Annotated in this window: 12 protein-coding genes; 7 read left to right on the top strand and 5 right to left on the bottom strand. The window is 71.8% G+C overall.

Annotated elements, in window-relative coordinates; genetic code table 11:
• Window positions 1-7 precede the first annotated feature (7 nt).
• Both purB and BLS56_RS12565 read left to right on the top strand, forming a co-directional pair.
• A complete protein-coding gene (gene purB / locus BLS56_RS12560) occupies window positions 8-1459 on the top strand; it encodes an adenylosuccinate lyase (RefSeq protein ID WP_175482796.1) in 1452 nt (483 codons plus the stop codon).
• Between the two features lie 42 nt (window positions 1460-1501).
• Entirely contained in the window at window positions 1502-2323 is an 822-nt protein-coding gene (locus BLS56_RS12565) for an MOSC domain-containing protein (RefSeq protein WP_228771585.1), read from the top strand.
• Here the strand turns inward: BLS56_RS12565 and BLS56_RS12570 are convergent.
• Entirely contained in the window at window positions 2301-3104 is an 804-nt protein-coding gene (locus BLS56_RS12570; RefSeq protein WP_091450405.1) for an SAM hydrolase/SAM-dependent halogenase family protein, read from the bottom strand. The genes BLS56_RS12565 and BLS56_RS12570 overlap by 23 nt on opposite strands.
• Window positions 3105-3177: 73 nt before the next feature.
• Here BLS56_RS12570 and BLS56_RS12575 point away from each other — a divergent pair, with 73 nt between their 5' ends.
• Both BLS56_RS12575 and BLS56_RS12580 read left to right on the top strand, forming a co-directional pair.
• Window positions 3178-4059 (top strand): phosphoribosylaminoimidazolesuccinocarboxamide synthase, encoded by an 882-nt coding sequence (locus BLS56_RS12575; protein ID WP_091450199.1) that lies wholly within the window; start codon window positions 3178-3180, stop codon window positions 4057-4059.
• Between the two features lie 51 nt (window positions 4060-4110).
• Window positions 4111-4809, top strand: a complete 699-nt coding sequence (locus BLS56_RS12580; RefSeq protein WP_091450406.1) for a DUF2334 domain-containing protein — start codon at window positions 4111-4113, stop codon at window positions 4807-4809.
• Here the strand turns inward: BLS56_RS12580 and BLS56_RS12585 are convergent.
• The 3 genes from BLS56_RS12585 to BLS56_RS12595 all read right to left on the bottom strand — a co-directional run bounded on the left by BLS56_RS12585 (window position 4797) and on the right by BLS56_RS12595 (window position 8419).
• Window positions 4797-6161 (bottom strand): S8 family peptidase, encoded by a 1365-nt coding sequence (locus BLS56_RS12585; protein WP_228771586.1) that lies wholly within the window; start codon window positions 6159-6161, stop codon window positions 4797-4799. The two genes, BLS56_RS12580 and BLS56_RS12585, sit on opposite strands and share 13 nt — an antisense overlap.
• Window positions 6162-6287: 126 nt before the next feature.
• Complete coding sequence (locus BLS56_RS12590) at window positions 6288-7673, bottom strand: S8 family peptidase (protein WP_091450200.1); 1386 nt, start codon at window positions 7671-7673, stop codon at window positions 6288-6290.
• A gap of 101 nt (window positions 7674-7774) precedes the next feature.
• Window positions 7775-8419: an MBL fold metallo-hydrolase gene (locus BLS56_RS12595; RefSeq protein ID WP_091450201.1), complete on the bottom strand. Its 645-nt coding sequence runs from the start codon at window positions 8417-8419 to the stop codon at window positions 7775-7777.
• A gap of 49 nt (window positions 8420-8468) precedes the next feature.
• Between BLS56_RS12595 and BLS56_RS12600 the strand changes: the two genes are divergently transcribed.
• The 3 genes from BLS56_RS12600 (at window position 8469) to BLS56_RS12610 (ending at window position 11683) form a co-directional block, all read left to right on the top strand.
• Window positions 8469-9965, top strand: coding sequence for an aldehyde dehydrogenase family protein (locus tag BLS56_RS12600; protein WP_091450202.1), 1497 nt, complete (start codon window positions 8469-8471; stop codon window positions 9963-9965).
• A 176-nt stretch (window positions 9966-10141) separates the two neighbouring features.
• The gene (locus tag BLS56_RS12605) at window positions 10142-11062 is read left to right on the top strand and encodes a DNA-processing protein DprA (RefSeq protein WP_228771587.1); all 921 of its coding nucleotides are present in this window, start codon (window positions 10142-10144) and stop codon (window positions 11060-11062) included.
• A gap of 141 nt (window positions 11063-11203) precedes the next feature.
• Window positions 11204-11683, top strand: coding sequence for a hypothetical protein (locus BLS56_RS12610; protein ID WP_139190635.1), 480 nt, complete (start codon window positions 11204-11206; stop codon window positions 11681-11683).
• Here BLS56_RS12610 and BLS56_RS12615 read toward each other — a convergent pair.
• Window positions 11670-13244 (bottom strand): GMC family oxidoreductase, encoded by a 1575-nt coding sequence (locus tag BLS56_RS12615; RefSeq protein WP_091450204.1) that lies wholly within the window; start codon window positions 13242-13244, stop codon window positions 11670-11672. The two genes, BLS56_RS12610 and BLS56_RS12615, sit on opposite strands and share 14 nt — an antisense overlap.
• Window positions 13245-13269 lie beyond the last annotated feature (25 nt).

Genomic DNA, 13269 nt, shown 5'->3' on the forward strand with positions numbered 1-13269 from the left:
GCCAAACGTGACCGCAGCGCAAAAGCCCCGCATTCCCGGTGCCATTCCCAATGTCCTCGCCGGACGGTACGCCTCGGTGGAACTGGCCGCGTTGTGGTCGCCCGAGGAGAAGGTCCGGCTGGAGCGCGAGCTGTGGCTGGCCGTGCTCACCGCCCAGGCCGACCTCGGTGTCGACGTTCCCGCGCAGGCCGTCGAGGACTACCGGCGGGTGCTGCCGGTGGTCGACCTGGCGAGCATCGCGGAGCGGGAGCGGGTCACCCGGCACGACGTGAAGGCCCGCATCGAGGAGTTCAACGCCCTCGCGGGCCACGAGCACGTGCACAAGGGCATGACCTCGCGCGACCTCACCGAGAACGTCGAGCAGCTGCAGATCCGCCGCTCGCTTGAGCTGGTCCGCACGCGGGTCGCCGCCGTCCTCGCCCGGCTCGCCCGGCTGGCCGCCGAGCACGCCGACCTGGTGCTGACCGGCCGCTCGCACAACGTCGCCGCGCAGGCCACGACCCTGGGCAAGCGCTTCGCGACCGCGGCCGACGAGCTGCTGGTCGCCTTCACCCGGCTCGACGAGCTGATCACCCGCTACCCGCTGCGCGGCGTGAAGGGCCCGGTCGGCACCGCGCAGGACATGCTCGACCTGCTCGGCGGCGACCAGGAAAAACTGGCCGAGCTGGAGCGGATCGTCGCCGACCACCTCGGCTTCGCGAACCGGTTCGACAGCGTCGGGCAGGTCTACCCGCGGTCGCTGGACTTCGACGTGGTGTCGGCGCTGGTGCAGGTGGCGGCGGCGCCGTCGAGCCTGGCGAAGACGATCCGGCTGATGGCGGGCCACGAGCTGGTCACCGAGGGCTTCAAACCGGGCCAGGTCGGCTCGTCGGCGATGCCGCACAAGATGAACACCCGCTCCTGCGAGCGCGTCAACGGTCTCGCGGTGATCCTGCGCGGCTACTCGTCCATGGTCGGCGAGCTGGCTGGCGACCAGTGGAACGAGGGCGACGTGTCCTGCTCCGTGGTCCGCCGGGTGGCCCTGCCGGACGCGTTCTTCGCCATCGACGGCTTGCTGGAGACCTTCCTGACCGTGCTGGACGAGTTCGGCGCCTACCCGGCGGTCATCGCCCGCGAGCTGGACCGCTACCTGCCGTTCCTGGCCACCACCAAGGTGCTGATGGCCGCGGTGCAGGCGGGCGTCGGCCGGGAGACCGCGCACGAGGCGATCAAGGAGAACGCCGTCGCGGTGGCCCTCGCCATGCGCGAAGAGGGCGCGGCGGACAACGACCTGCTCGACCGCCTGGCCGCCGATTCGCGCATCCCGCTGGACCGCGCGGCGCTGGACGCGCTCCTGGCCGACCGGCTGCCGTTCACCGGTGTCGCGGGAGCGCAGGTGGCCGAGGTGGTCAAGAGGGTGGAGACAGTGCTGTCGCGTTTCCCGGAAGCCACGCGGTACGCGCCTGCCGCGATCCTCTAAGTCGGGGGACTCGCGCGGAGCGCGGCCGGTAGCTTGAACCGTGTGCTGACCGTCTCCGCGCTCACCTACTACCCGGTCAAGGGTTTCGCTGGCGTCTCCGTGGACCGGGCCGATGTGGTCGACACCGGCCTGGCCGACGACCGCCTGCTCATGGTCGTCGACGCGGGCGACGGCCGGTTCCTCAGCCAGCGCGTCCTGCCCGCCATGGCCGCGGTCCGGCCCGCCCTGGCCGACGGCGGGCTGCGGCTGTCCGCGCCGGGCGCGCAGGACGCCGAGGTGGAGATCGCGCGCGACGGCCCGCGGCGGCCGGTGAGCCTGTTCGACCGGTGGTTCGGGGAGGCCGTCGACCAGGGCGACGCGGCGGCGAAGTGGTGCTCCGAGGTCCTCGACCGCGACGTCCGCCTGGTCCGGGTCACCCCGGAGCACGACCGCGACGGCTGGGGCGAGCACCCCGGCAAGGTCGGCTTCGGCGACGCGCACGCCATCCTGCTGACCTCGCCGGCGTCCCTGGACGGGCTGAACGAGCGCATCCGCGCCCGCGGCGCCGAGCCGGTGCCGATGAACCGCTTCCGCCCCAACATCGTGGTCGATGGCTGGTCGGAGCCGCACACCGAGGACCGGGTGCTGCGGCTGTCCGCGGGCACCGTCGTGCTGGGCCACTCGGCCCGCGCGATCCGCTGCGCGGTCCCCACCGTCGACCAGGAGACCGGGGCCAAGCGCGGCCCCGAGCCCACCCGCACCCTCGCAGGCTACCGGCGCGAGCCCGACTTCGGCGGCGGCGTCAGCTTCGGCGCCAAACTCGCCGTCCTGACCCCCGGCGCGCTGTCGGTGGGCGACGAGATCACGGTGGAGGACTGGCTCTAGCGACAAGCAGAACCGCCCGTTCGCCGGAGCGGGCGTCCAGTTCGCGGGCGGCCGAGCCGCCGTTGATCGCGACGGCGACGTGCCCGGCGGAGTCCACCAGCACCACGGCCTCCCCGCGCGGCGCGTCGGCGAACGTGCGGCCGACCACCGCCTCCAGCGACCGGCTGCCGACCTGGGCGTGCACCCGGGAGCCGGGCTCGGCGTCCAGGCCGGTCGCGGCGAGTTGCACGTTGCCGAACCCGTCGACGCCGAGGACCTCGGTGATCAGGCTGCCCGGCTCCGCGCGGGTGACCGGCCGGGGCGGGCGGACCAGGTCGGCGGGGTCGACCGGCGGCCCCAACCGGTCGGCTGGCGTGCCCGCGGCGAGGTGGGCGGCGGCCGGGGCGAACACGTCGCGGCCGTGGAAGGTGGCCGACACCGGTTCGAGGTGGAACTCGGTGAGCTCGTAGGCGGCGGTGGCGCCGCCGAGGACGTCGGCCGCGGGAACGAGCAGGCCGTTGTCCGGGCCGACCAGGACACCGTTGTCGGTGACCACCGCGACCGGTCTGCGGGCGGTCCCCACCCCGGGGTCGACCACGGCAAGGTGCACCGCGGTCGGCAGGTACGGCACGGCCTGCGCGAGGACGGCCGCGCCGCGCCGGATGTCCTGCGCGGGCACGGCGTGCGTGACATGCAGCACCCGGGCGTGCGGCGCGATGCGGGCGATGACGCCCTCGCAGACGGCGGGGAAGCCGTCGGCCAGGCCGTAGTCGGTGGTGAACGAGATCCAGTCGTACCCCATGGCGGCAGTGTCGCCGACCGAAGCCCCCACCGCCTGTCCGGGGACCGCGACGCCATCCGTAAGGTGCCTATCCGTGCCCACGCTCGCTGATTACCCGAAGATCGCCGCAGGCAAGGTCCGCGAACTCCACGCCATCGACGACGACCACCTGCTGCTGGTCGCCTCGGACCGGATCTCGGCGTACGACTTCGTGCTGGACACGCCGATCCCGGACAAGGGCCGGGTCCTGACCGCGATGAGCGTGTTCTGGTTCGACCTGCTGGGCGACGTCGTCCCGAACCACCTGGTCGCCTGGGACGACGAGCGCATCCCCGCCGAGGTCCGCGGCCGCGCGCTGGTCGTGCGCCGCCTGTCCATGCTGGCGGTGGAGGCGGTCGCGCGCGGCTACCTCGCGGGCTCCGGCACCGTCGACTACACCCGCACCGGCTCGGTCTGCGGCATCGCGCTGCCCGAGGGCCTGGTCGAGGGCTCGCGCCTCCCGGAGCCGATCTTCACCCCGGCCACCAAGGCCGCCATCGGCGAGCACGACGAGAACGTCAGCTACGACGCGGTGGTCACCGAGATCGGCCCGGACCTGGCCGCCCGCGTCCGCGATCTCACCCTCGACATCTACCGGCGCGCCGCCGAGCACGCCGAGTCCCGGGGCCTGATCCTCGCCGACACCAAGTTCGAGTTCGGCCTCATCGACGGCGCGGTCGTCCTCGGCGACGAGGTGCTGACGCCGGACTCGTCGCGGTACTGGCCAGCCGAGACCTACTCCCCGGGGAAAGCGCAGCCCTCGTTCGACAAGCAGTTCGTCCGCGACTGGCTGACCTCGCCCGCCTCCGGCTGGGACCGGGCAAGCGACACCCCGCCCCCGCCGCTGCCCGAAGAGATCATCGAGGCCACCCGCTCCCGCTACGTGCAGGCGTACGAGCAGGTCACGGGCAGGAAGTTCGCCGACTGGATCGGCTGACGCACCGCTTGGGACACCTGGTGGTCACGCGGCTGCGTTGTGCTGGCGAGTGTGACCCCACGACTCTTGGTCTCGCTGTCCGGGATCGACACCCGGACCCTGGGCCACTGCGCCGACCTGGCCGAGGAACTGGACAGGCGCGCGGTGCCGCTGTCGCTCCTGGTCGCCCCGCGACTCGCGGGCGCGGCGACCGAATGGGCGCGGACCCGGCTGACCGCCGGTGACGACGTCCTCATGCACGGCTTCGACCACACCCGCGACCCCCGGGGCCGCGGCGTCGCACTGGTGCGGCGCGCGGAGTTCGCGGCCCTGCCCGCGCACGAGGCGGGTCTGCGGCTTACCGCCGCCATGTCAGCGATGGAGCGGGCCGGTCTCCCGACCGACAGTTTCGCCCCGCCGCGCTGGATGGCTTCCCGGGGCACGGTGACGGCTCTTGAGCGCAAGGGCTTCCGGCTCTGCGCGGACCTCTTCGCGATCCGCGATCTGCGTACCGGCAACCAGGTACGCGCGCGCGTGCAGACCCTCAGCAGCCACGAGCGCGCCGAGACCGTCCGCTGTTTCGCCCTGGTCCTCGCCGCCGCCCGCACCGCCCGGCGCGGCGGTGTCCTGCGGCTCGCCATCGACGCCGCCGACCTGACCCGCGCGGGCCACCGCGCCGCTTTCCTGGACGCGGTAGACGCCGCCCAGCAGCACGACGCCACCGCCCTGACCTACCGCATGGCTCTTACCGCTCCGGTTCAGCCGGTCTGAGTCTGGACGGCGGCCAGGGCGTCGACCCTGCCGTCGCCGTAGAAGTTGTTCTTCGCCGCGGTGCCCTTGCAGCGGCTGTCGCCGCCGCAGGGCAGGTCGTCGGCTTGCGCGCCGAGCCGGGCGCGCAGGTCGGCCGGGGTCGCGGCGGGGTCGACGCTCTTGAGCAGAGCCGCGACGCCCGCCACGTGCGGGCTGGCCATCGACGTGCCGCTGTTCTGCGCGTAACCGCCGCCCGCGACCGTGGAGTAGACGGCGTTGCCCGGGGCGGCCACGACGATCCGCGTCGAGATGTTCGAGTAGGACGCCTTGGTGTCCCCCGAGGTGATCGAGGCGACCGCGACCGACGAGTCGAGTTCGCCGGGCACGACCCGGCAGTCCGGGGTGACCGGCCGCTGCACCGGCGTCGAGTCGTCCGGGCTCATGGTGTCGGTGCTCTTGGCGTCGAGGTCGGTGTTCTCGTTGCCTACCGCGACGACGTTGAGCACGCCCTTGCCGGTCGCGTAGTCGGCCGCGCGGGTCACCGCCTCCAGGATGGCCGCCTGGTCGGGGTCGTTCGGGCAGTTCGCCCACCACGGGTCGGTCCAGTAGCTGTTGTTCGTGATGTCGAAGCCGTTTTCCGCGGCGTGCATAAACGCGCAAACCGTGTTCTCGGGAAACAGCAGCTGCGTGCCCGGCTCGGCGACCCGCACCGAGGCGATCTTCACCCCGGGCGCGACGCCGATCATGCCAGCGCCGTTCTTCGCCGCGGCGATGGTGCCCGCCACGTGCGTGCCGTGGTCGCCGATCGGCCGCCACGCCCCCGGCCGGGCGTCCACCCTGCCGTACGCGCAGGACACCGACTTGGCCGCGTCGAAGTTCGCCTTGAGTTCGTGGTGCTGGTCGTCCACGCCGTTGTCGAGCACGCCGACGAGCACGTCCGCCGAGCCGGTGCTGATCGCCCACGCCTTGTCCGCGCCGATCTGGACCATGTCCTGGCCCGGGGCCTCGGCCTCGGTCGACGGGCTCTGCTGCGGGGCGGGCGGGATGGCCGGGTTCGCCGCTTCCGCTGGCACGTCCGAGGTCCGCGAGGCCCCCACCTTCTGCACACCGGGCGTCGGCCGCATCTTCGCCGCGAAATCGGGCGCGGACGAGTGCGCGACGACCACGCCGATCGCGTCGTAAGAGGCGAAGACAGAGCCGCCGTTGGCCGACACCGCCGACTGCGCGCCGCTGGTGTCGTCGGGCGCGGTGATGACGAGGTACGCCCGCACGCCCGCCGCGGGCCGGGCAGGGCCCGCGGCGGCGGGGCTGGTCATCGCGACCGACATCCCGAAAGTGAGGGCGACCGCGATGGCGCGAAGACGGTGGGACAACGGGTCCTCCGGCGATCAGGGGGCAGCCTGCTCGTTCTCCCCTGAGCACCGGCCGCGATTTGTCGAGTTATATCGCGGTTCCCCGGACCCCGCCACGGGACCAGGGCATGTCCTGTGGATCACGCCCTAGCGGCCGCCTTTCCGCACCGCGTCGAGGGCGTCGACGCGGCCTTCGCCGTAGAAGCTGTTCTTCGCCTCGGTGCCGGTGCAGCGGCTGTCCGAGCAGGCGAGATCGTCGGCTTGGGCGCCGAGCCGGGCGCGCAACTGCGCGACGGTGAGCGTGGGCTCGACGCTGGCCAGCAGCGCCGCCACGCCCGCGACGTGCGGCGACGCCATCGACGTGCCGGAAAGCTCCGCGTACCGGCCGCCAGGGACGGTCGAGTGCACCCTGTCCCCCGGCGCGGCCAGGGCGATCTTGTCGGCGCCGAAGTTGGAGAACCCCGACTTCACGTTCGACGAGGTGATCGACGAGACCGCCAGCACGCCGGGGAGTTCGGCCGGGAGGCTCAGGCACGCATTAGTAACCGTCCGGGTGACAGGGGTGGAGTCGTCGGGGCTGGTCGTGTCGATGGTCTTGGCCGCGAGGTCGTAGTTCTCGTTGCCCGCCGCGGCGACGTTGAGCACGCCCTTGCCCTCGGCGTACGCGGCGGCGCGCCGGACGCCTTCACCGATGGCGGCCTGGTCGGCGTCGGTCGGGCAGGTGAACAGCCACGGGTCGGTGTAGTAGCTGCTGTTCGTCACATCGAAGCCCTGGTCGCCCGCGAAGACGAACGCGCAGATCGCGTTCTCCGGGAAGAACAGCCCGCTCGGCTGCTCGGCGACGCGCACCGAGGCGATCCGCACCCCTGGCGCGACCCCGACCGCGCCCCGGCCGTTCTTGGCCGCGGCCACCGTGCCCGCGACGTGCGTGCCGTGCTGGTGGATGTCGCGCCACGAGCCCGGGCGGGTGTCGAGCTTCCCGTAGGCGCAGGACGCCGACTTGGCGGCGGCGAAGTTGGCCCGGAGGTCGTAGTGCCGGTCGTCCACGCCGGTGTCCAAGATGCCCACGGTCACCGCGGGCGAGCCCGTGGTGACCTGCCACGCCCGGTCGGCGCCGATCTGGGTCATGTCGGCCCGGTTCGTCTCGGCCGCGGTCGGCGCGACCTGGCGCGGCGCCGCCGGGATCGGCGGGGCGTTCACCTCGGCGGGCAGGTCGCTGGTGCGGGTCGCGCCGACCTGCTGCACCCCTGTTACCGCGCGCATCTTGGCCGCGAAACCGGTGGCGGAAGAGTGCGCTACCAGCACGCCGATAGCGTCGTAGGAGGCATAGACCGCGCCACCGTTAGCCGTCACCGCCGACTTGGCTCCCGCGGTGTCGCCGGGCGCGGTGATGACCAGGTAGGAGCGCGGGCCCTGCGTCGAGACCGACGCGGGAGCGGCGGTCGCGGCGCCCGCCGTGCCGACGACCAGCCCGAGGCCGATCGCGGCCGCGGTGGCCGCGCGCCGGAGCCGGGTGCGTGAACGCAGGAACAACGGTGCCCTCCGGACGACAGGGGGCTCCCCCAGGCAGGCGCCCCTTCACCGGTTCAAGAGGGCTCCCACGCCTATCCGTGACGCGTAGGGCGCGATTCTTCTTAGCCGAGATCCACTGTCTCGCCCTTGGGGAGCACGTTTACCGTCGCTCCCTTAGGCGCGAGGTCGTGGAAGCGCTGGTGCGTGACGCCGATGCCCGCCGCGCTGAGCGTGCGCTCGTGGATCGGCACGGCCACCCGCGGCGCCACCGCCCGGAAGAACTCGACCGCCTCGGACAGCTTGAGCCAGGGCGCGCCCGTCGGCAGGCCCAGCACGTCGATCGCCTGCTCGGGCACGACCAGCGAGTCGCCCGGGTGGTAGAAGGCGCCGTGGCCGACGACGAAGCCGACGTTCGGCGGGACCTCGACCTCGGGGTGGATGCTCGCGTGCTCCCCGCCCACCACGGTCACCGCGACCCCGGCGACCTCCAGCGCGTCGCCCGGCGCGACCGTCCTGGCCGCCAACCCGGCCTCGGCCACCTCGGCGTCGGTCCCCGGCCCGACCACGAGTTCGGCGTGCTGGTTCGCGGCCAGCAGCGCGGCGAGCCGGTCGAGGTCGAAGTGGTCGGGATGCCGGTGGGTGATCAGCACGGCGTCGAGGTCGCGTAGGTCCTCGAACCCGGTCGACCAGATGCCCGGGTCGAGCAGCAGGCGGGCGCCGCCGGTCTCCAGCAGGACGCATGAGTGCGCGAAGTGGGTCGCCTTCACGGTGGCCAGGGTATCGCCAGGAGGGTGTACCGCTGGGTAGCTTGGCGACATGACCACCGCGCAGGCGAGGACGACGGACTCCGGGGCGTTCGATTCGCTCAACCCGGCCACCGACGAGGTCGTCGGGACCTTCCCGATCCACACGGCCGAGGACGTCGCCGCCGCCGTGGCCCGCGCCCGGGAGGCGGCCGGGTGGTGGGCCGACCTCGGCTTCGCGGGCCGCGCCGAGCGCCTGCGGCGTTGGAATGGCGTGGTCACCCGCCGCGCGAACCAGTTGGCCGAGGTCGTGCACGCCGAGACCGGCAAACCGCACGCAGACGCCATGCTGGAGATCATCCCGGCGATCGCGCACACGGCGTGGGCGGCGAAGAACGCGCGCAAGGTGCTCGGCGAACAGCGCCGGTCCCCTGGCCTGCTGATGTTCAACCAGGCCGTGACAGTGGAGTACCAGCCGCTCGGCGTCATCGGGATCATCGGCCCCTGGAACTACCCGGTGCTCACCCCGATGGGCTCGATCGCGTACGCGCTCGCGGCGGGCAACGCGGTGGTCTACAAGCCGAGCGAGTACACCCCCGCGGTCGGCCAGTGGCTGGTGGACGCCTTCGCCGAAGCGGTGCCGGAGCAGCCGGTCTTCCAGCAGGTCACCGGCTTCGGCGCGACCGGGGCCGCGCTGTGCCGCGCGGGCGTCGACAAGATCGCCTTCACCGGCTCCCCCGCGACCGGCAAGAAGATCATGGCTGCCTGCGCGGAAACCCTGACCCCGGTGCTCATCGAGGCGGGCGGCAAGGACGCCCTCATCGTCGACGCGGACGCCGACGTCGACGCGGCGGCGGACGCGGCGGTCTGGGGCGCGATGTCCAACGCGGGCCAGACCTGCGCGGGCATCGAGCGCGCCTACGTCCACGAGCGCGTCTACGACGACTTCGTCGCCAAGGTCGTGGAGAAGTCCGCCACCGTCCGCCCCGGCTTCGACGCCGACGCGTCCATCGGCCCGATCACCATGCCCGCCCAGTTGGACATCATCCGCAGGCACATCGCCGACGCCCTCGCCCGCGGCGCCCGCGCGGTGGTCGGCGGCGCGGATGCCGTCGGCGACCGCTATGTCCAGCCCACGGTGCTGGTCGACGTCCCCGAGGACGCGGAGGCCGTGCGCGAGGAAACCTTCGGCCCCACCCTCACCATCGCCAAGGTCCACGACATGGACGAGGCCATCGCCAAGGCCAACGACTCCAAATACGGCCTCGGCGGCTCGGTCTTCTCCCGCGCCAACGGCATGTCCCTCGCCCGCCGCCTGCGCTCGGGCATGACCTCGATCAACTCGGTCATCAGCTTCGTCGGCGTCCCCAGCGTCCCCTTCGGCGGCGTCGGCGACTCCGGCTTCGGCCGCATCCACGGCCCAGAGGGCCTCCGCGAGTTCGGCCACCCCAAGGCCATCACCCGCCAGCGCTTCCGCGCTCCCCTCACCCTGACCACCTTCACCCGCACCAAAAAGGTCGACGCCCAGGTCGCGAAACTGATCACCCTCCTCCACGGAAAGCGCCGCTGACCGATCGGGTGAACTCCGAAATCCCTCCACCCCGAGCGAACACATGTTCGATAGAGTGTGTTGTCGGTGCCAGGCGATGACGAACGGCGGAGGTGTGGGACATGTGGGACGGTGCGCCGGACGTGCGAACGCACTCCGGCTGTCCGGGCCGGGCAGTGAGTTCTACGCTGTTCGTTGTGGATGCATGGGACGACCGCGAACGGGCCGCGTTGGTCGCTCTCCTGCGGGTGCGTCCGGACAGGATGACCTGGCCCCAGATCGCCGCCGAGGTGGCGGACAGTGGGAGTGCGCGGGCGGTGTGGGATCGGCTGCGCCCGCAGGCTCCCTTCGAGACCGAGATCGACACGGCTGGTGGGCAGTCGGAACTCGACGTGGCGTCCATGGACATCGAATCCTGGCGGCTCGACGGGTTTCGCTTTCTGACCTTCCAGGATGCTGATTACCCTGCTCAGTTACGCGAAGTCCAGCAGATGCCACCGGTCCTGTTCACCCAGGGAACGCTTCAGCCGGGTGAGGCAGCGGTCTCGGTCGTGGGCTCGCGAAAGGCCTCGCCCACGGCGCTGAGAACCGCGAGGGACATCGCCACCGGGCTATCGGATGCGGGAGTGACGGTCCTCTCCGGTCTCGCGGAAGGGATCGACACCGCGGCCCATTCGGCGGCCCTGAACGTGGGCGGCCGAACGGTGGCGATCATCGGAACCGGCATTCGAAAGTACTTCCCTGCCGCTAACCGGGCTTTGCAGATCAGGATCGCGACCAGTGGATTGGTGGTGTCTCAATTTTGGCCGGACGCGCCGCCGACCAAGCAGACCTTTCCCATGCGAAACGCGACGATGAGCGCGTACGGGCGGGCGACCATCGTGGTGGAGGCCGGTGAGCAGAGCGGAGCGAGGATCCAGGCGCGGTCCGCAGTCGCACACGGGAGGCCGGTGATCCTTCTCGATGCCGTCGCCTCCGGGACGAACTGGGGACGGAGCCTCCTCGGTGAACCAGGTGTGTACCCCGCCGCCAATGCTCACGAGGCGGTGGAGCGCGCTCTGGGAATCGTCACCGACAGGTCCCACCTGGCGAAGCTGCTTGCCATGGTCGGGGAATGACGGAGGACGACTTCCTTCGATGGGAGCTTCGCAGAGAGCTGCGTCATCGGGTTGGTGCGTTCTTTCGTAATGTGCGCTACGGGCCGAGGGGCGCGCATTGCCAGGTTTGCGGCGTTCCTCCCGACAACGGGGGAGAGCTGTGTGGCCAATGCCGTCGTCAGCGAGACGAGTTCGGGGGGCGACTGGCATCGCAGGTTCTGCTGCTCGCCTACGTCAGAGGGCGCGCACCTGGTGGGCCTCGCTCGGCAGGTCCGCGGCGACGGTAATAGATCGGACAGTCGGATCACATTGGGCATCGGACTTGGCATCAGCGCCGAACCGGAGCGAACCGTGCGCGCGGACCGGTTCACTGTTCCTGAACACCAGCGCGAGCGCGTTCGGAAGAGGCATGTGCTGGTCGTCGACGACACCTGGACTTCGGGTGCGAAGGTGCAGTCGGCCGCTGTGGCGCTCAAGGACGCGGGCGCGGCGCAGGTCACCGCTCTCGTCGTCGGCCGTTGGTGCAACTACACATGGCCTGAGCATCGGGCGATGCTCGACTCTCTGACCGAGCCGTATGACGCCCTCGTGTGCCCGGTGACTGGTGCTGACTGCAACGGCCTGCCGGTCAGCCCTGTTTGATCAGGTCCGCCGCCTTTTCGGCGACCATGATCGTGGGCGCGTTGGTGTTGCCGCGCGGGATCATCGGCATCACCGACGCGTCGACCACGCGGAGGTTGTCGACGCCGTGGACGCGCAGGGCGGGATCGACCACGGCGTTGTCGTCTGTGCCCATCGAGCAGGTGCCGACGGGGTGGTAGAGGGTCTGGCTGTACCGGCGGATGTGGTCGGCGAGGTCGGTGTCGGTCGCGGCGGGGAGGAACGGCTCGGCGAGGAATCGGCGCAGCGGCGAGTTCGCCGCGATTTCCTGGAGCGTCCGGCAGCCCGCGACCATGGTGTCCAGGTCCGACGGGTCGGCGTAGTAGGCCGGGTCGATCAGCGGGCGCCAGCGGGGGTCGGCTGAGGCAAGGCGGAGGGCGCCGCGGCTGCGGGGGGCGATGTGGATCGCCGCGGAGGTGAAGCCGCGGCCGACGGGCTCGTGGACGCCGTTGTCGTAGAACATGGTCGGGGCCACGATGAACTGGATGTCGGGGGCGTCGAGGACGGCGTCGGTGCGCAGGAAGCCGCCCGCCTCGCCGATATTGGACGTCAGGGGGCCGCGGCCGGCCGCCTGCCACTGGAGCAGCCTGCCGGGGGTGGCGAAGTCCACCAGGTCGCTGGTGCCCCGGGTGGTCCAGATGACCGGGGCCGCGGGGTGGTCGTGCAGGTTGGCGCCAACGCCGGGCAGGGCGACGGCGACCTCGACGCCCACCTCGCGCAGGTGCTCTGCGGGGCCGATACCCGACAGCATGAGCAGCTGCGGCGAGTTGATCGCGCCGCCGGACAGGAGGACTTCCCGCTCGGCGCGGACGGTGCGGGTTTCGCCGTGCCGCAGGTATTCGACGCCGGTGGCGCGGGGGCCGTCGAGGAGGACGCGGGTGGTGTGGGCTCCGGTGCGCACCACCAGGTTCGGGCGGGTCAGCGCGGGCCGCAGGTAGGCGTCGGCGGTCGACCAGCGGCGGCCCCTGCGGCAGGTCACCTGGTAGACGCCGACGCCGTCCTGGTCGGAGCCGTTGAAGTCGTCGGTCGGTTTGAAGCCCGCGGCGACGGCGGCGTCGACCCACGCCCGGCTCAGCTCGTGGGTGTAGCGGCAGTCCTCGACGCGCAGCGGGCCGTCCGCGCCGTGCAGCGGGCCGTCGGCGCGGGTGTTGCCCTCGGCTTTGACGAAGTAGGGCAGCACGTCGTCGTAGCCCCAGCCGGTGGCGCCGTGCGCGTCGCGCCAGGTGTCGAAGTCGGCGCGGTTGCCGCGGATGTAGATCATGGCGTTCATCGATGAGCAGCCGCCGAGGGCGCGCATCCTCGGCCAGTAGGACTTCCGGCCGTCCATGTGCTTCTGCTCGACGGTCTCGTAGTTCCAGTCCCACTTCGTCTTGAACAGCGCCGGGAACGCCGCGGGGACCCGGATCTCGTCGGCGTCGTCCTCGCCGCCCGCCTCCAGCAGCAGCACCGTGACGTCCCGGTCCTCGGTGAGCCGGGCCGCGAGCACGCAGCCCGCGCTGCCCGCCCCGACCACGATGTAGTCGAACGACTCCCGCTCGGTCATGGGCCCTCCTCGAAGCAGTGCCGGA

The sequence above is a fragment of the Actinokineospora iranica genome (assembly GCF_900101685.1).
Classification (GTDB): Bacteria; Actinomycetota; Actinomycetes; order Mycobacteriales; family Pseudonocardiaceae; genus Actinokineospora; species Actinokineospora iranica.